The sequence below is a fragment of the Kitasatospora sp. NPDC048407 genome, from assembly GCF_043200475.1.
In the GTDB taxonomy this organism is placed as follows: domain Bacteria; phylum Actinomycetota; class Actinomycetes; order Streptomycetales; family Streptomycetaceae; genus Kitasatospora.
In genome coordinates this window covers 56,091-74,133 of the sequence record NZ_JBICXW010000029.1, presented here as the reverse complement: position 1 = coordinate 74,133, position 18,043 = coordinate 56,091, and the positions used below count along the sequence as shown (strand labels likewise).

Sequence of the window (18,043 nt, the reverse complement as noted above, 5' to 3'; positions counted from 1 at the left end):
CGCCCCCCCCCCCGCCCGTCCCCGGGGCCCCCCCCCCCCCCCCCCCCCCCCCCCCCCCCCCCCCCCCCCCCCCCCCCCCCCCCCCCCCCCACGAGGATTACGGCAGGTTCCAGCGCTGGTTGGCGCCACCGTTGCAGGTCCAGACGATCAGTTGGGTGCCGTCGGTGGTGCTGGCGGCGGGGTCGTCCAGGCACAGGGCGGACTGGACGCCCTTGAGGCTGCCGTCGGGCTGCGGGGTCCACTGCTGATTGGTGCCGCCGTGGCAGGTCCACAGGTCGACCGGGGTGCCGGGCACGGTGCCCTGGCCGACCACGTCCAGGCACTTGCCGCCGAACAGGAGCCGGCCGTTGTCCCAGGTCCAGGTCTGGGCCGGGTCGGCGGTGTCGCAGGTCCGGATCACGGCCTTGGTGCCGTCGGTCGTGGAGCCGCCGGCGGCGTCGAGGCACTTGCCGGTGACGCCGGAGGTGACCGGGCCGGTGAAGGGGCCGCCGCCGGTGCCGGGGGTGAGGGCGAAGGAGTCGAACTGCTGGGTCTGGTAGCCGGTCACGGCCAGGCCGCCCATGCCGGAGGTGAACGCGTGGTCGGTGGCGGTGCCGACGGTCTGCCCGTCGATCGCGGCGGTCAGCGTCGAGCCCTGCATGGTGAGGGCGAGGTGGTGCCAGGTGTTCAGGCCGGACGCGGGGACGGTGCCGGAGGCCAGGGTGGTGAGGTTCCACGACAGGTCGCTGCGCAGGATCGCCCAGTCGCCGGTGTCGCCGAGCCGCAGGTGGTAGGCGTTCAGCCCGCCGTTGTTGCGGCCCTGTTGGTTGACCCGGCCGAGTACCTCGGTCGAGCCCGGCTGCTCGAACAGGGTGTCGGCGCCGACCGTGTAGTTCACCCAGCTGCTGTCGCCCGCGATGGTGTAAGGCATGTTGTTCGACTCGTCGGTCCAGCGGATCGGCGAGACGGGGGCCATCTGGCGCAGGCACGCCCCGGTGCGGCCGCCGCCGCAGGGGCCGGTCCGGAAGGCGCCGTTCATGTCGGAGAAGTACTTCGGCGAGGTGGTCGCGGCCGGCCGGTCGAAGTCGTCCGTGTAGGGCAGGTTCAGTGGTGCGGCCGCCGGCGCGGTGGCGGTGCCCTTGCCCTGGCCGGTGGTGGTGGTCACGGTGTAGATGTGGCCGGGCTGCAGGGTGAGGGTGTACGTCCCGTGGGAGGGGAGGACGTCCTTCTGCTGGACGAAGTCGTCGGAGGTGTCGGTGGTCGACAGGTCGGTCGACCACACATGCACCCGGCCGGTGGACAGGCCGCCCGTGATCGTGAGGGCGACGGTCTGCGCGGCGGTGGCGTCCATGGTCTCGAGCACGGTGGAGTAGTCGGCGCCGTTCGGTGACTTCAGGGTGACGTAGCTGCCGTTGGCCCGGTTGCCGCCGAGGTAGCCGCTGGCCGGATCGAGGTACGTCCAGCCCGGCTTGGCGAACTGGGTGGTGTGTGCGGTGGCCCAAGTGGTCTGGCCGACCGAGTAGTTGCCGGACCAGGGCTGCGCCGCCAGTGACAGGCCGTCGGTGGAGAAGTACAGGTTCTGGTAGAGCGCGGCAACGACTGGCCAGTTCATGAAGGAGGTCATCCGGCCGTCGATGTAGTCGCGGTTGATCGCGCGCGCCACCGCCGGGGCTCCGGCGTTGTAGTCCTGCGAGCCGCTCTCGCTGGCCCAGATCGGCTTGCCCAGGGACTGTGCGGCCGCCGTGCTGTTGCAGGTGGACATCGAACCCAGGTAGCCGCACGGGTAGTGCATGCCGATGACGTCGATCGCGGAGTTCAGCGCCGGGTCGGCGGCCATCGCGGTGGCGAGGTTCCAGTCGTAGCTGTCCGCGCCGACCACCTTGGTGCCGGCGTGGCCGTTGGCGAGCAGCGCGGCCTTGAGCTTCTTGTACCAGGCGGCGTCGTACTCGCGCTCGTTCCAGCCGCCGAGGTAGTCGATCGGCAGGTGGTGCTGCGCGGCGCAGCCGAACCAGCCCATCAGGTAGTCGACCATGTCCTGGGACCAGAAGTACGGCTTGCCGGGCGCGGGGTTGGCGGGGTCGTCGACGCCGATCCAGCCGGGCGCGCCCCAGGCCAGGCCGTAGAGCTTGATGTCGGGGTTGCGGGCCTTGGCCTGCTCGGCCAGCCACCACTCGTAACCCTGGTTGCAGTCGACCGCGCCCCGGGTGTGCTGGTAGCTGGGCTCCGCGCCGTCGGTGGAGTTGGTGTCGCCGCCGATCTCGATCTTCAGCGACTGGAGGGAGGCGCCATACCCGGGCTTGAAGAGGTAGTCGAGGAGCTGGCTGCGCTGCGGCTCGGGGTAGTCGATCAGCAGGCGGGAGTTGCCGCCGCCGCCGGAGGCGGCGCCGATGCCGTCGAAGACCCGGCCGGACTTGCTGCCGTCCACGGTGATCGACGTTCCGGGGGCGGGGGCCGGGGCGGCGAGGGCGGGGGCGGTTGCCTGGGCCGCGACGAGCGCGCCGGACAGCAGGAGGGAGGCGGCGACGGCCGCCCTTCTGAGTGCGCGTCGGGAGACGGCCAGGACGTGGGGGGATCCGCGCATGGGTGGGCGCCCTTCGTGAGTACTCACAAACAAACGGACTCGAGCAGAACCGAACAGTAGGGCGGTGGTCGGCGTCGGTCAACGAGGCGCTCTGCGGATTTTCCGGACAACTCCCGGGCTCGGCCGGATCGGCATCCGGTGGAATCGTCCTGAGCCTGGCGGCAGCACTCTGTGGAGCGGAGCGGATTACTCCGGGCGCGCCCGTGCGCGCGGGCGCGCGATGCGGTTCCTTCTACCCTAGATGGGCACTGAGCTGCGCATCCACCCTCCGAGGAAAGGATCCGGGTACTCAGTAAAAAGGTCCTCATTTCGTAGGTAGTGAATTGTCCGGAGACTTCTGCGAGGCCACTCTGTAACGGATGGGTATCGCCCGCGATTCGAACGTTTGCGGCCTCTTGACGGGCGGGTGAACCGATGGTTTTCCTGTGATTCACCACGTTTGAAAGTGGTGAACTCTGATCGGTTGTGTTGCATCCGGTCGGCCTCCCTCAGCCACCCTGGAGCCGCTCCATGTCCCCCGCCCGTTCCCGCCTGCTCGCCTTCACCTCGCTCGGCATCACCGCCGCCCTCGGCCTCACCGCCTGCTCCACCGGCCAGGAGTCGACCTCCGGAGCCGCCCCGATCGCCCCGGTCAGCGGGAAGGTCTCGATCACGTACCTGCAGAAGCAGGGCGACCAGGAGTACTTCGTCGGTGAGGCGGGCGGCGCGAAGGCGAAGGCCGCCGAGCTCGGGGTCGACCTGAAGGTGGTCAACCTCGGCAACGACGCCAACAAGACCGTCAGCGAGGTGCAGGCCGCGATCGCGCAGAAGAGCAACGGCCTGATCGTCGTCGTCCCGGACCCGGCGGTCGGCCCGCAGGTCGTGCAGACCGCCAAGGACGGCAAGGTCGCGCTGCTCACCTCCGACGACCAGATCTGCACCACCGGCCCCGCCCCGGCCTCCTGCGGCAAGGACCAGCTGGTGCCGCGGATCGGCTTCTCCGGCGAGCAGATGGGCGGCGAGGTCGGCAAGCGCGCCGCCGAGGAGTACCGGAAGGCCGGCTGGAACCCGGCCGACACCCGGATCATCTCCGCCTGGAAGCAGGACGTCACGGTCTGCGGCGACCGGGTCAAGGCCGCCAAGGCCGCCTTCAACTCGACCGTCCAGGGCGTCCAGAACATCGACGTCGCCACCGACAACACTCCTACCGGCGCCCAGGACAAGGTCGCCGCCACCGTCACCGCCAACCCCGGCGTCAAGCACTGGGTGGTCTGGGGCTGCAACGACGAGAACGTCCAGGGCGCCGTCACCGCCCTGCAGAACGCCAACGTCAGCCCCGACGACATCGACGGCGTCGGCCTCGGCGCCTACCTCGCCTGCAAGGACTGGAAGTCCGGCAAGCCGTCCGGCATGAAGGCCGCGCTCTTCATCAACGGCAAGGACGTCGGCGCACTCGCCGTCCAGACCATGTACGACAAGCTCAAGAACGGCAAGGACTTCCCCGCCGAGGCGTTCGCCCCGACCAAGATGGTCGACGCCGCCACCTGGCAGACCGCCGGCGTCTCCTGCGGCTGACCCCCCGCCCGGGCCGGCGCGGCGGACCTCCGCACCTGGCGCCGCACCGGCCCGTACCACGCTGCCCGCAGGGGCACCCCGCACTTGGAACTGCCCGCTCCGCAAAGCCAGTTGAGGCCACGATGACCACACCCAGCCGCTCGCCCGCCGCACCCGCCGGCCTGACCGCCGAGAACATCGGCAAGAACTTCGGCGCCGTCCAGGCGCTGAACGGCATCGACCTGGACTTCCCGCCCGGCCGGGTCACCGCCCTGATGGGCGAGAACGGCGCCGGAAAGTCCACCCTGCTGCGCATCCTGACGGGCGATCACCGGCCCAGCGAGGGCCGGGTGCTGCTGGACGGCGAGCCGCTCGAACTGAACTCGCCGACCGACGCCCGCCGCGCCGGAATCCGGATCATCCCGCAGGAACCCGAGATCGTCCCGCACGTGTCGGTCGCCGAGAACGTCTACGCCGGATCCCTGCCGCGCCGGGCCGGCCGCCGACTGGACCGCGCCGAACTGCGCCGCCGGATCACCGCCGACCTGGAGCGCCTGGGCTTTGCCAAGGTCCTCGACCCCGACCTCCTCGGCTCCGAACTCACCCCGGCTCAGCGACAGTTGGTCGAGATCCTGCGCGCCCTCACCGGCCGCACCCCGCCCCGGGCGATCGCCTTCGACGAACCCACCTCCTCGCTGTCCGAACACGAGGTGGACGCGCTGTTCGCGCTCATCCGGCGGCTGCGCGAGGACGGCATCGCCGTCATCTACGTCTCGCACCGGATGAAGGAAATCTTCCAACTCGCCGACCGCATCGCCGTCCTGCGCGACGGCACGCTGGCCGGCGTGGTCGAGGCCGCCGACACCGACGAGAGCGAACTGGTCCGGCTGATGGTCGGCCGCGACCTGTCCGCACTGTTCGTCCGGCAGAACGTCGCCACCGACCGGGTGGTGCTCGACGTGGACCGCCTGTGCACCGACGACGTCCAGGACGTCTCCCTCACCGTGCACGCCGGCGAGGTCGTCGCCCTGGCCGGCCTGATCGGCGCCGGGCGCTCCGAACTCGCCCTCGCCCTGGCCGGCGACGCCCCGATCCACTCCGGCACGGTCAGCCTCTCCGGCCAGGAGGTGCGCCTGAGCAGCCCGCGGGCCGCGATCCGGGCCGGAATCGGCCTCGCCCCCGAGGAGCGCAAGGCCCAGGCGCTGTTCCTGCACCGCACCATCCGCGACAACACCTCGCTGGTCAGCCTGGACAGGCTGCGCCGCCGACGCTTCGTCAAGGCCCGTGCGGAGAAGGAACTCGCCCAGCGCTATGCCGACCGGCTGCGGGTGCGCGCCCCCTCGATCGAGACCGAGGTCCGCACCCTGTCCGGCGGCAACCAGCAGAAGGTGGTGCTGGCCCGCTGGCTGGCCCGACGACCCGACCTGCTGATCCTGGACGAACCCACCCGCGGCGTGGACATCGGCGCCAAGGCCGAGATCTACCGGATCATCGCGGACCTCGCCCGCGAGGGCGTCGCGGTGCTGGTCATCTCCTCCGAACTTCCCGAGGTCCTCGGCCTCGCCGACCGCGTCGTCGTCATGCAGAACGGCCGGGTGACCGGCCGGCTGACCCGCGACGAAGCCTCCGAGGAGGCCATCCTCGCCCTCGCCATGGCCGAGGACCTGTCCACCGACGACCCGACCGACGTCCCCGCCAACACCGGAGCAACCGCATGACCACCAGCACCGCCCCCACCACCGCACCGCAGCAGCGCACCGGCGGCGCGCGTGCGCTCCTCGGCGCCGTCGGCGGGCAGAACCTCAGCCTGATCGGCGCGCTCGTCGCCGTCGTCGCGCTGTTCGGCTCGCTCAACGCCAACTTCCTCGGCTGGGACAACATCCAGGTGATCGCCGAGGCCGCCACCATCGCCGGCCTGCTGGCCGTCGTGCAGACCGTCGTCATCATCTGCGGCGGCCTGGACATCTCGGTCGGCTCGCAGGCCGGCCTCGCCTCCGTGGTCTCCGCGATGGTGTTCACCGCCGCCGGCTCCAGCGCCCCCGCCGGCATCGGCGCCGCGCTCGCGCTCGGCGCGGCCGTCGGCCTGCTCAACGGCGCGGTGATCATCTACGGCCGGGTCAACCCGACCATCGCCACCCTGGCCGGCCTCGCCGCGTACAAGGGCGTGGCCCAACTCGCCTCCGACGGACGGGCGCAGGGCTACGTGCTCGGCGACCCGGTGTTCGTCTTCCTCAGCCGCGGCAAGATCGCCGGCCTGCCGACCATGGTGTGGATCCTGATCCTGGTCGCCGCCGCCGTCCACGTGCTGCTCACGTACACCGACATCGGCCGCAACATCTACGCCATCGGCGGCAACGACACCGCCGCCCGGCTGGCCGGCATCAACCTCAACAAGTACCTGATCGCGGCCTACGCGCTCAGCGGCGCCGTCGCCGCCCTCGCCGGCGTGCTGCTCACCGCCCGCACCGGCAGCGGCCAGCCGGTCTCCGGCAGCGAGGGCCTGGAACTCCAGTCCATCACCGCCGCCGCCCTCGGCGGCTGCGCCCTCAAGGGCGGCAAGGGCAGCATCGGCGGCACCCTGCTGGCCGTCGCCCTGCTCGGCGCCCTGCAGAACGGCCTCACCGTCCAGGGCATCAACACCTTCTGGCAGAACGTCGCCCAGGGCACCCTGCTGGTCGCCGCCGTGGTCATCCAGCAGCGCCGCACCCGCGAACGCGCAGTCGGCCTTCCCGCCTGACGCTTCCTCCCTCCCGCCGACAGACAGGAAGCACCCCGTGAAACGCCTTCCCGCGCCGCTGCGCCGTGCAGTCACCGGCGCAGCGGCACTCGGCCTCGCCCTCGCCGCCGCCGTCCTGCCCCCGATCTCCGCACCGGCCGCCGCCGCGACCGCCCCCGCCGGCCAGACCGTGACGATCGACGGGACCTCCGCCGGGCGGACCTTCGACGGCATGGGCGCGATCAGCGGCGGCGGCGCCACCTCCCGTCTGCTGGTCGACTACCCGGAACCGCAGCGCTCCCAGATCCTGGACTACCTGTTCAAGCCCGGCTACGGCGCCAACCTGCAGATACTCAAGGTGGAGATCGGTGCCGACGCCAACTCCAGCGACGGCCCCGAGCCCAGCCACATGCGCAGCCGCACCGACCTCGACTGCAACCGCGGCTACGAGTGGTGGCTGATGGCGCAGGCCAAGCAGCGCAACCCCGCCATCACGTTCTACGGACTGGAGTGGGCCGGCCCCGGCTGGTTCGACGGCGGCATGTGGTCCAAGGACAACATCGACTACCTGACCAAGTGGCTCGGCTGCGCCGACAGCCACGGGCTCTCCGTCGGCTACCTCGGCGGCTGGAACGAGATCGGGTACGACAAGGCCTGGTTCGTCAACCTGCGCTCCGCCCTCGACGGCAGCGGCCACAGCGGCACCAAGCTGGTGGCCGCAGACACCGACGACCCCAGTTGGGCGGTCGCCACCGACCTCGCCACCGACCAGGCCTTCAACCGGGCCGTCGCGGTGATCGGCGCGCACGGCGTCTGCTGGCACTCCACCCCGGTGTACACCGGCTGCCCGGGCAACAGCACCGCCCTCGGCCTGAACAAGCCGATCTGGCAGTCCGAGGACGACAACGACAGCTACGGCGCCAACCCGACGGCGCTGGCCCGCAACCTGAACCGCGAGTACATCGACGCGCGGGTCACCGCCGACATCAAGTGGGCGCTGGTCAGCTCCTGGCCCGCCCACCTGCCGTACTACGGCGCGGGCCTGATGACCGCGGACCAGCCGTGGTCGGGCTCCTACACGGTGGGCCGCGACATCTGGGCGATGGCCCACACCACGCAGTTCGCCCAGCCCGGCTGGCAGTACCTCGACAGCGCGAGCGGCTACCTGCCCGGCACCGGCCTCAACGGCGATGCACACAGCGGCAGTTACGTGACGCTCAAGTCCGGCAAGGACTACAGCACGATCATCGAGACCACCGACGCGTCGGCCGCGACCACCGTCAGTCTGAAGGTGACCGGCGGCCTGTCCGGCAAGTCCGTCCACGTGTGGGCGACCGACATGGCCTCCACCGACCCCGGCCGGTGGTTCCAGCACACCCAGGACATCACGCCGAAGAACGGCGCGTACTCCTTCACCGCGCAGCCCGGCTACCTCTACACCCTGACCACCACCACCGGACAGGGCAGGGGCACCGCCGTGCCGCCCGCCGGAAGCGCCTTCCCGCTGCCCTACGCCGCCGACCTGAGCACCGCCAGGGCCGGCGCGGCCGTCCCGTACTTCCACGACTGGGCGGGCGCGTTCGAGACCGCCCCGTGCCCGGCCGGCGCCGGCACCGCCGGCTGCGCGCGCCAGGTGCTCACCACCGCGCCCATCCCGTGGCACACCGACATGGGGTACACCCCGCTGACCCTGGTCGGCGACCCGAACTGGACCAGCTACCAGGCCGACGTGGACGTGCAGCTGGAGCAGTCCGGCTCCGCGGAGCTGCTGGGCCGGCTCGACCACATCGACCACGACCACTCCGCCTACCACCTGCAGATCACCAATGCCGGCAGCTGGACGCTGTTCACCGAGAGCGCCTCCGGCACCGACACCACCCTCGCCACCGGCAGCTACTCCGGCGGCGGCGCGGGCACCTGGCACCACCTGTCACTGGCCATGCAGGGACCGTCGATCACCGCGTCCGTCGACCACGTCCAGGTCGCCTCGGTCACCGACTACAGCCACCTCACCGGGCAGCTCGGCCTGGGCGTCGGCGGCTTCCAGAACGCCGATTTCGCCAACCTCGCCGTCACCCCGCTGGCCGGCCCGGCCATCAACAAGCTGATCAACGTCAACAGTTCGATGTGCCTGGACGTCGCCGGGGCCTCCACCGCCGACGACGCCCAGATCGTCCAGTGGACCTGCGGCACCCAGGCCAACCAGCAGTGGCAGCTCGTCCCGGTCGCCGCCGACACCTACCAGCTGGTCTCCGCGAACAGCGGGAAGTGCCTGGACGTCACCGGCGCCTCCACCGCCGACGGCGCGCAGGTCGTCCAGTGGACCTGCGGCACCGGCAAGCCCAACCAGCAGTGGCGCACGGCGCCGGTCACCGGCAGCGGCGCGCACCAGCTGGTGTCCGTGAACAGCGGGAAGTGCCTGGACGTCACCGCCAACTCGCAGTCCGCCGGCGCCCTGGTCGTCCAGTGGACCTGCGGCGGCAGCGACAAGCTCAACCAGCAGTGGACCACCGCCTGAGCGGAGACCGACGGTCCGTCACCGATTCCCGGCACCGGATGGCTGGAGGGGGCCACCCGGTGCCGGGTCACCGCTGCGAACGCGCGATGCTCGCCTCCACTCGCAGCGGACGCCGCCGCCCGTACCCCGGGCGGCGGCTTCGTCGTGGCAGGGCCGGTTCACCCGGCGTCCGGGCGCTCCGGATACACCTCCGCCAGCGGCCGCAGCATCGCGAGGAACACCTCGCCGGTTCACCCGGCGTCCGGGCGCTCCGGATACACCTCCGCGACCTGCCGGCGGCCCGTGCCGAGTTTGCGCAGCACCTTGGCCACGTGGTTCTCCACCGTGCGCGGCGACAGGAACAGGGCCTCGGCGACCCGCTGGTTGGTGGCGCCGGCGGCGAGCAGCGCGGCGACCTCGTGCTCGCGCGGCGAGAGACTGCCCCCGTACCCACGCCGGCCCGGCCCTCGGCGGACGACGCCGAGATCGCGCAGGACCTGCCCGCAGCGTGCGGCGTCGCCGACGGCCCCCAGGTCCGTGAAGAGGTCGAGCGCCTCGGTGATCGGCGCCGCCGCCTCGCCGGGATCTGCCGGCAGCAGCGCGCCACCCTGCCGCTCCAGCGTGCGGGCCCGCTCGTACGGCCGCCCGATCTCCCGCCACCGGTCCGCCGCCCCGGCGAAGCGCCGCGCGGCGGCTTCCGGTTCCGCGTCCCGGCGCAGCAGACCGTGCACGACCTGGAGGTCGGCCGCCGCGGCCGGGGCGTCGCACCCCTCCAGCCCGCGCCCGGCCTCGGCGGCCAGCCGCTCGGCGTCCGCACGGTCGCCGGAGGCCAGCGCCGCCTCGACCGCGGCCGACAGCAGCCCGGCCGCCCGCGGCCAGGCCTCGGCCCGCCGGACGGTGGCGACGGCCCGCTCGGCGGCCGTCCGGGCCCGCAGGGCGTCGCCCTTGAGCAGGTGGACGGTGGCCAGCCCGGCGGCGGCCCGCAGCTCGTGACCCACCATTTGCAGGTCTGCGCCGATCCGGGCGGCCTCGGCGAGCAGTTCGAGTGCCCTGGCGTACTGCCCCCGGGCCGCCGCGAGGGTGCCGGTCAGCAGAGCCCGCTCGGCGTGCACCGCCAGCGCCGTGGGGTACTCCTCGACGAGCGCGTCCAGGCGCTCCGCCGACCCCTCCCACCGCCCGGCGAGGACGTCCAGCCGCAACAGCGAACCGCGCGACAGGAACGCCGTGATCGGGCTGGGAACCCGCGCGGCCACCTGCCCGGCCTCCGTCATCAGGGCTGCGGCCCGCCGGTCATGGCCCAGGTACGTGGCGACGTCGCCGACGTTGTGCAGGGTGCGTGCCGTCTGAAGCAGCACCTCCCGGTCGCCCGTCCCGCGCGGCAGTCGATCCACGAACTCCCACAGCGAGGGGTCTGCCCGACAGGCCATCAGGGTGATCCGGGTGCCCTGCACAGCGGTCTTCATCGGCTCGGTCCCGTTCAGCTGGACGGCCTCCTCGGCCCGCTCCAGCCAGGAGCGGGCGTACGCCGGGCCGTTGCCGTCTCTGAGCACCAGCGCAACCATCGCGCGGACGGCGAGCCCGGGGCGGCTGGACACCAGCTCGGCGGTGGCGCGCTCCACCTCGTCGAACCCTGCGGGATCGGCAGTCTCGTTCAGCATGCCCAGGCCCAGGCCGAGCCGGATCTCCCCGCGCACTCCTTCGGGCAGCTGGGGGTCGACGACCAGGCGGCGCAGTAGCCGGGCGTCCGTGGGGAAGTCCACACTGCACGCGGCGATCCCGGCCAGCGCCAGGGCCGCCCGGGAGCGGGCCTCGGCCACCAGCTCGGGGCGGTCGAGCATTCGGCGCAGCAGCTCCGCGGCCGTGCCGCCGTCGTTGACGGCGATCGCCTCGTCCGCGGCCTCCTGCGCCCGAAGGAGCCACTCCGTCCGGTCACCGGCGGCGAGCGTGTGGTGGGCGATCTGAACCAGCGGTGCGGGGGTGCGTCCCCGAAGTACCTCAACGGCCCGGCGGTGCAGGCGGCCCCGGGCCGGGGCCGGGATGCGCCGGTGGACGACCTGCTGGGCGAGCACGTGCCGGAACGCGTACTCAGCCTGGTCCACCTCGTGCAGCAGCGACGCCCGGAGCAGCTCGGTGACCGCGTCTGCGCCTTCCTCCGGGCCCAGCCCGGTGAGGCCGACCAGCACGTCCTCCGGCGCCGGCGCCGCGAGGACGGCCGCCGCCTCGGCGACCGCCACGGCGCCGGGGGACAGCCTGTCGAGCCGCTCGGTGACCGCGGCCCGCAGTCCGTGCGCGACGTCGGCGTCCTGCAGGCGCTGCACGGCCCCGGCACAGCCGTGCGTACCAATGTGCCCGGCGAGGGTGATCAGGTCCTCCTCGGCGGCCAGCGGTAGTCCCTCGCTGCGCCGGTACAGCGCGGTGCCGAGCGCGGCGGTGGCATGCGGGCCGAGCGCGGCGGCCGTCAGCTCCTGGACGTCCGGCTCCAGGAGGGAGCCGAGCCGGATCACCGAGCCCCCGGTGCCGGGCGGCTGGCGGTAGGCGGCGCCGAGTACGGAGGTCCCGGGAGGCAGGTCCTCGGCCCGATAGGTGAGTACCAGGCTGAGCTGCGGCGGCAGGTCGCGGGCGAGCAGCAGGAGCAGTTCGCGGGTACCGTCGTCCGCCCAGTGCAGGTCCTCGACGACCAGGGTGGTCGGCCCGAGTGCGGTGAGGAACGAGCGTACGGCGCGGCGCAATTGGAAGCGCTGCCCGGCGGCGTCGGCCGGCCGGGAGGGAGCACTCGGCAGCCGGTCGGCCAGGTCGGGCAGCAGCGGCGCCAGCGCGCCGACGCTGGGCGGGAAGACGGTGTCCGCCGGGTCGGCCCCGCTGAGGGCGTCCACCACGGGGCCGTACGGAAACGGCTCACGCAGCGGATGGCAGCTGCCGTTCAGGACCCGCAGCCCGTCCGCCCGAAGCGCGGCGCACGCCTCCCGGACCAGGCGGGACTTGCCGATCCCCGCCTCGCCCTCGACCAGCACGACCGCGGGCGGCCGGCGCAGCGCGGCCATCAACTCCCCGAGCTCGCGTCGCCGTCCCACGAAACGGAACCGTCCGCCCGGGCCCACCACCCCGCCGTCGAGGTCTGCCATCCCTGTCACCATCCGCGCCACCCTAGAGCCTGGCTCCGAACAGCGGCAAAGCCTCCCCCGACCCGCGCATGACTTGGGCGTTCCACCCCCGTCTTTGAAAACCGACGGTTCAGCGGTGCTCGGGGTTCTCGAAGTCGAAGCGGCAGCCCGCGTCCCAATCGGAGCGCTGGTTGCCGTGGGCCGGGATGCCCCCGGCGTCCTTGAGCATGCGGGCCAGGTGGAGCTGGTTCCACGTCATGAACGTGGTGTTGCGGTTGGTGAAGTCGTTCTCCGGCCCGCCCGATCCGGGATCGAGGTAGGACGGCCCGGGCCCGGCCTCCCCCACCCAGCCTGCGTCGGCCTGGGGCGGAATCACGAACCCCAGGTGCTGGAGGCTGTAGAGGACGTTCATCGCGCAGTGCTTGGCGCCGTCCTCGTTGCCGGTGATCAGGCAGCCGCCGACGCGGCCGTAATAGGCGTACTGGCCATGGGAGTTGAGGATGGAGGAGCAGGCGTACAGCCGCTCGACGACCTGCTTCATCACCGAAGAGTTGTCGCCGAGCCAGATCGGGCCGGCGAGGGTGAGGATGTCGGCGTTCATGATCTGGGAGTAGAGGATGGGCCAGTCGTCGGTGGCCCAGCCGTGTTCGGTCATGTCGGGCCAGACGCCGGTGGCGATGTCGTGGTCGATGGCGCGGATCTGTTCGACCTGGACGCCCTGGCGGTGCAGGATGTCGGCGCTGATGTCGATGAGGCCTTGGGTGTGGCTGCGTTCGGGGGAGCGCTTGAGGGTGCAGTTGAGGAAGACCGCCCGCAGGTCGGTGTAGGTGGTCATCGCTGTCCGTTTCGGGAGCGGGGCAGGGGGGCCTCATCGCACCATGCGTCCGCACACCGGCCCGGGACCGTCCGCCGTTCGACGGACGGTCCGGCGCGCCGTAGCGACAAGAGGACAATCCGTCAGGCGGCGCTCAGTGAGAAGTAGTTCTCCTCCTCCTGCGCGAAGTGCAGTTGCAGGACGGAGTGCAGGCCGTAGAGGCAGGCGCGCAGGTCGTCGTGCTGTTCGGGGGCGAGGGCGCCGGTGGGTTCGGCGTGGGTGAGGTGGGTGGTGATGCGGTGGGCGAGGCGGTGGATCTCGGTGTGGGTGCGGCTCATGGTGGCGGTGGTTTCGGGGCCGCCGAGGGCGTCGGCGAGGGCGGGGTAGAGCTCGTGTTCCTCGGCCTCCTCGTGCGGGAGGAGCCGGGTGGTGAGCAGGTGGTCGACGTGCCGGACGGCGGCGAGGGCGTCGGCGGAGCCGGGGTCGGCGGCGGTGAGCCGGTCGGCGGCGTCGCGGACGGCTTCCAGGACATCGCGCAGGTCGTCGTGTTCGGCGGCGAAGCGGCGGACCAGTTCTTCGGTGTCGGCGGTGATCTCCGGTCCGACGCCGGGCCCGGGGCGCAGGGCGCGCAGGGCGTTGAGGATGACGGCGATGTCGATGAGTTCCTGGAGCAGGGCGCCGGCGGCGGGCGGTAGCAGGCCGAATCCGGCGAAGCCCATGGCGACGAGGGAGAGCAGCATGCCGCCGAGCGCGGACTGGACGGCGATCCGGCGGGAGCGGGTGGCGATCTGGGCGGCGTCGGCGAGGCGGTCGACGCGGTCGGCGGTGAGGACGATGTCGGCGGCTTCGGAGGAGGCGCTGGCGCCGCGGGCGCCCATGGCGACGCCGACGTCGGCGGCGGCGAGCGCGGGGGCGTCGTTGACGCCGTCGCCGACCATGACGGTGACGGCGCGTTCGCGTTCGGCGCGGACGGCGGCGACCTTGTCGGTGGGCGACTGACGGGCGCGGACCTCGTCGAGGCCGACCACGGCGGCGATTTCGCGGGCGGGTTCGGGGCGGTCGCCGGTGATCATGACCAGCCGGGTGACGCCGGCTCCGCGCAGGCGGCGGACGGTGCGCGGGGCGTCGTGCCGGACGGGGTCGCGGAGCAGGACGGCGCCGATCGGCCGGTCGTCGACGGCGACCCAGGCGACGGCGGCGCCGTCGAGCGCGGCGCGGTTGTCGGCGGCGCGGGCCCAGGCAGGCAGCTGCGAGGTGTCGCGTTGGCCGACGGTGGCGGTGCTGCCGTCGGCGAGGGTGGCGCGGGCGCCGTGGCCGGGCTGTTCGGTGACGTCGTGGACGGGGGGCAGGGTGAGGCCGCGTTCGGAGGCGGCGGCGGTGATGGCTTCGGCGAGGACGTGCGGCGAGTACTGGTCGACGGCGGCGGCGAGCGCGAGGACCTCGGCGGGGGTGCGGCCGGGGGCGGTGGCGATGTCGAAGGCGCGGGGGCGTCCGGTGGTGAGGGTGCCGGTCTTGTCGAGGCAGACGGTGCGCGCCCGGCCGAGGGTTTCCAGCGCGGCTCCGTCGCGGACCACGACGCCCTTGCGGGCGGCGCGCGAGATGCCGGAGACGATGGCGACGGGGGCGGCGAGCAGCAGCGGGCAGGGGGTGGCGACGACCAGGACGGCGACGGCCCGGACCGCGTCACCGGAGATCAGCCAGGCCAGGCCGGCGGCGGCGAGGGCGAGCGGCAGGAACCAGGCCGCGTAGCGGTCGGCGAGGCGGATGACGGGGGCGCGTTCGGCGCCGGCCTGCTGGGTGAGGCGGACGATTTCGGCGTAGGTGCTGTGTTCCTCGGTGGCGGTGGCGCGCAGCTCGAAGGCGCTGCCGGCGTTGACGGCGCCGCTGCGGACGGGGTCGCCGGCCGCGCGGGCGACCTGGGCGGATTCGCCGGTGAGCACGGATTCGTCGAGAACGGCGCGGCTGCCGGTGATCCGGCCGTCCACGGGGACGGTTTCGCCGGGGCCGACGATCAGCCGGTCGCCGATCCGGATGTCGGCGAGCGGGACGGTCTCGGTGGTGTCGCCGGTGCGCCGGCGGGCGGTGCGGGGGGCGTGCCGGAGCAGTTCGCGCAGGTCGCGAGTAGCGCGGCGTTCGGCGGCCGCGTCGAGCCAGCGGCCGCCGGAGAGCATCAGGGCGATCAGCGCGCCGGCCAGGTACTCGCCGGTGGCGAGGGTGCCGGCCAGGGCGAGGACGGCGATCAGGTCGACGCCCGCCCGGCCGCGCCGCAGGGCCTGGACCACCCACATCAGGGCGGGGGCGATGGCGGCGGCGGTGGCGACGATCCAGCACTGGTCGGCGAAGCCGTGGGCGCCGGCGGCCCAGGCGATCAGGCCGACGGCGGTGGCGACGGCGACCGCGCCGAGCAGGACGGGTTCGATGCCGCCGCCGCTGAGCAGCTGTCGGGCGCCGCCCTGTTCGCTCGGCGCGGTGTGCGATGCCATGGGGGGTCTCCTCCGCTCGGCCTGCGGTTTTCCCTTCCAGTGCACCTCGCTCCGCCCGGTCCGGCCAGGGGCCGATCGGCCCGGGCGGCCGGGCCACAAGATCCCGAGATCCTGAGGCGGGTGGGCCGGGCGGGGTAGGTTCGGGGTGTTGGTGTTCCCGTCCGGTGTCCCGGGGTGTCCGGGGGCCGGCGTACAGAGGGCAGGTGGGTATGGAGTCGCTGTTCGAGCTTCCGATCCGGACGCTGGCGGGCGAGCCGTCGTCGCTGGCGGACTACCGGGGCAAGGTGCTGCTGCTGGTGAACGTGGCGTCGAAGTGCGGGCTGACGCCGCAGTACTCGGGTCTGGAGCGGTTGCAGCAGACGTACGGGGAGCGCGGGTTCACCGTGCTCGGCTTCCCGTGCAACCAGTTCGCGGGGCAGGAGCCGGGGTCGGCGGAGGAGATCCAGGAGTTCTGCTCGACCACGTACGGGGTGTCGTTCCCGCTGTTCGAGAAGGTCGACGTGAACGGGGACGGCCGGCACCCGATCTACGCGCGGCTGACGGAGCTGGCGGACGCCTCGGGCGAGGCCGGGGACGTCCAGTGGAACTTCGAGAAGTTCCTGGTGGGTGCGGACGGCGAGCCGGTCGGCCGGTTCCGGCCGCGGACCGAGCCGGAGTCGGCGGAGCTGGTGGCGGCGATCGAGGCGCAGCTGCGCGGCTGACGGCGGGCAAGGTCCTCGGGTCCGGGCTGTCCGGTTCCGCCCACGGGCGGAGAACTGTACAGATAACCTGCGCAGTAAGGCTGGGCAGTCCGGGCCCGTTCCGGCTGCCCCCGTCACGACCGTCACGACGAAAGGCACCCCCCGTGTCCGTCACCGCGCTCGACCCCGCCACCGCCCTGGTGGTCATCGACCTCCAGCAGGCCTTCCTCGGTTTCCCCGGCAGCCCGTATTCGGTGCGCGAGGTGCTGGACCGCAACGTCCGCCTGGCCGAGGCGTTCCGCGCCGCGCGGCTGCCGGTGGTGTTGGTGCGGGTGTCCTTCGCGCCCGACGGCGGGGACGTGATGCCCGGCCGCACCGAGCAGCCCCGCCCCTCCGTGGCCCACCCCGAGGGCTGGGACGCTCCGATCCCCGAGCTCCACGAGCCGTCCGACCTGGTGGTGACCAAGCACAACTGGGGCGCGTTCCATGGCACCGACCTGGACGTGCAGCTGCGCCGGCGCGGGGTGACGCAGATCGTGCTCACGGGTGTCGCGACCAGCATCGGCGTGGAGTCCACCGCCCGCGCCGCCTACGAGCACGGCTACCACGTGACGCTCGCGGTCGACGCGATGACAGACACGGACGCGGAGGCGCACCGGGGCAGCGTGGGGCGGATCTTCCCGCGCCTTGGCGAGACCGGTACCACCGAGGAGATCCTCGGCCTGCTGGCCGGCTCCCGCTGAACCCGCTCGGACAGGACGGAACCCGCCGGGCGGTCGCACGGGCGGACCGGGCCGGCGGGTTCCGGGGCGGGTCGGCTCAGGCCTCGCCGGGGTGCCAGGCGGGCCACTGCCAGGGGCGGTCGTCCCAGTGCACCCGGACGGGGTCGTGCGGGTCGAGGTCGGGGAAGTGGTGTTTCACCTCCGGTTCGAACTCCTCGGGGGCGAGCGGTTTCCATCCGGCGTCCTTGAAGTGGACGAGGCGGTAGCGGCTGTCGGTGCGGAACTCCGCGACCCGCACCAGGGGCTCGTCGGCCGTCCCGGTCCCGTTTCCGGTGTTGCTTTTGGTCGTCATGCCGCCAGCTTCGGCCGCGTCCCGGTGCCGCGCGCGCTCGCACCGCCGATGCCGCCGCAGGTGTCACCGTTCGGCCCCGATCACACCGGGGGTGTCACGGACGGGTCCCGGTCCGGCACGGACGGTGGGAAAAGTGGGCAGTCCCGTACCGTGGAGGGGAGTTCGCAGGGTTCCTGGGGAGGACCGCATGGGCAAGGGCAAGGCGGCGGCGCGGGTGCGCGGGCTGGACGGCCTGGCGGTGACGCGCTCCGCGTGGGGGCTGTACCGGGAGACCCGGCAGCCGGGCGCGCCAGGGTTGGCGGCGCGGGTGTGGGCGCTGCCGCGCCTGGTCCGGGACGTGCTGTTGCGCCGCTACTCGGGGGTGGGGCCGGGCAAGCTGCTGCTGTTGACCTTCGTGGTGGCGGTGTACCTGGTCAGCCCGATCGACGCGATCCCGGACTTCATCCCGGTGCTCGGCTGGAGCGACGACACCGGTCTGCTGCTGTGGTTCCTGGTGGGCCTGACGCGGGAGTCCGGCCGGTACGTGGAGTGGACGCGGCGCGCCGCGGCCGGCGAGCTGCCCTCCGGCGGCTGACCATCGCTTCC

12 protein-coding genes are annotated in these 18,043 nt (G+C 72.8%); 7 read left to right on the top strand and 5 right to left on the bottom strand.

What is annotated here, in order from left to right; genetic code table 11:
* Positions 1-97 precede the first annotated feature (97 nt).
* Positions 98-2,560: a ricin-type beta-trefoil lectin domain protein gene (locus ACGFWJ_RS33125; protein WP_392956093.1), complete on the bottom strand. Its 2,463-nt coding sequence runs from the start codon at positions 2,558-2,560 to the stop codon at positions 98-100.
* 510 nt (positions 2,561-3,070) lie between these two features.
* Between ACGFWJ_RS33125 and ACGFWJ_RS33120 the strand changes: the two genes are divergently transcribed.
* The 4 genes from ACGFWJ_RS33120 to ACGFWJ_RS33105 all read left to right on the top strand — a co-directional run bounded on the left by ACGFWJ_RS33120 (position 3,071) and on the right by ACGFWJ_RS33105 (position 9,327).
* Positions 3,071-4,114 carry a substrate-binding domain-containing protein gene (locus tag ACGFWJ_RS33120; protein WP_387642628.1) on the top strand — a complete coding sequence of 348 codons (1,044 nt, stop codon included), beginning with the start codon at positions 3,071-3,073 and terminating at the stop codon, positions 4,112-4,114.
* Between the two features lie 122 nt (positions 4,115-4,236).
* Complete coding sequence (locus ACGFWJ_RS33115) at positions 4,237-5,811, top strand: sugar ABC transporter ATP-binding protein (RefSeq protein ID WP_392956091.1); 1,575 nt, start codon at positions 4,237-4,239, stop codon at positions 5,809-5,811.
* Positions 5,808-6,830, top strand: coding sequence for an ABC transporter permease (locus ACGFWJ_RS33110; RefSeq protein WP_392956088.1), 1,023 nt, complete (start codon positions 5,808-5,810; stop codon positions 6,828-6,830). The genes ACGFWJ_RS33115 and ACGFWJ_RS33110 overlap by 4 nt, the downstream gene beginning before the upstream one ends.
* 37 nt (positions 6,831-6,867) lie before the next feature.
* Positions 6,868-9,327, top strand: coding sequence for an RICIN domain-containing protein (locus ACGFWJ_RS33105; protein WP_392956086.1), 2,460 nt, complete (start codon positions 6,868-6,870; stop codon positions 9,325-9,327).
* A gap of 230 nt (positions 9,328-9,557) precedes the next feature.
* Here the strand turns inward: ACGFWJ_RS33105 and ACGFWJ_RS33100 are convergent, their stop codons facing one another.
* The 3 genes from ACGFWJ_RS33100 to ACGFWJ_RS33090 all read right to left on the bottom strand — a co-directional run bounded on the left by ACGFWJ_RS33100 (position 9,558) and on the right by ACGFWJ_RS33090 (position 15,704).
* On the bottom strand, positions 9,558-12,428 hold the full coding sequence (locus tag ACGFWJ_RS33100; protein WP_392956084.1) for an ATP-binding protein: 2,871 nt from the start codon (positions 12,426-12,428) through the stop codon (positions 9,558-9,560).
* Positions 12,429-12,537: 109 nt separating this feature from the next.
* Complete coding sequence (locus ACGFWJ_RS33095; protein WP_392956081.1) at positions 12,538-13,242, bottom strand: flavodoxin family protein; 705 nt, start codon at positions 13,240-13,242, stop codon at positions 12,538-12,540.
* A 122-nt stretch (positions 13,243-13,364) separates the two neighbouring features.
* Positions 13,365-15,704, bottom strand: a complete 2,340-nt coding sequence (locus ACGFWJ_RS33090) for a heavy metal translocating P-type ATPase (RefSeq protein WP_392956078.1) — start codon at positions 15,702-15,704, stop codon at positions 13,365-13,367.
* A gap of 209 nt (positions 15,705-15,913) precedes the next feature.
* On the opposite strand from ACGFWJ_RS33090, the gene ACGFWJ_RS33085 reads away from it, so the two are divergent.
* Both ACGFWJ_RS33085 and ACGFWJ_RS33080 read left to right on the top strand, forming a co-directional pair.
* Entirely contained in the window at positions 15,914-16,405 is a 492-nt protein-coding gene (locus ACGFWJ_RS33085) for a glutathione peroxidase (protein WP_387643029.1), read from the top strand.
* Positions 16,406-16,548: 143 nt separating this feature from the next.
* Positions 16,549-17,127 carry an isochorismatase family protein gene (locus tag ACGFWJ_RS33080; protein ID WP_387642633.1) on the top strand — a complete coding sequence of 193 codons (579 nt, stop codon included), beginning with the start codon at positions 16,549-16,551 and terminating at the stop codon, positions 17,125-17,127.
* A 76-nt stretch (positions 17,128-17,203) separates the two neighbouring features.
* Here ACGFWJ_RS33080 and ACGFWJ_RS33075 read toward each other — a convergent pair whose 3' ends face one another.
* Positions 17,204-17,458 carry a hypothetical protein gene (locus tag ACGFWJ_RS33075; RefSeq protein ID WP_387642634.1) on the bottom strand — a complete coding sequence of 85 codons (255 nt, stop codon included), beginning with the start codon at positions 17,456-17,458 and terminating at the stop codon, positions 17,204-17,206.
* Positions 17,459-17,645: 187 nt separating this feature from the next.
* Between ACGFWJ_RS33075 and ACGFWJ_RS33070 the strand changes: the two genes are divergently transcribed.
* Complete coding sequence (locus ACGFWJ_RS33070; RefSeq protein WP_387863121.1) at positions 17,646-18,032, top strand: YkvA family protein; 387 nt, start codon at positions 17,646-17,648, stop codon at positions 18,030-18,032.
* Positions 18,033-18,043 lie beyond the last annotated feature (11 nt).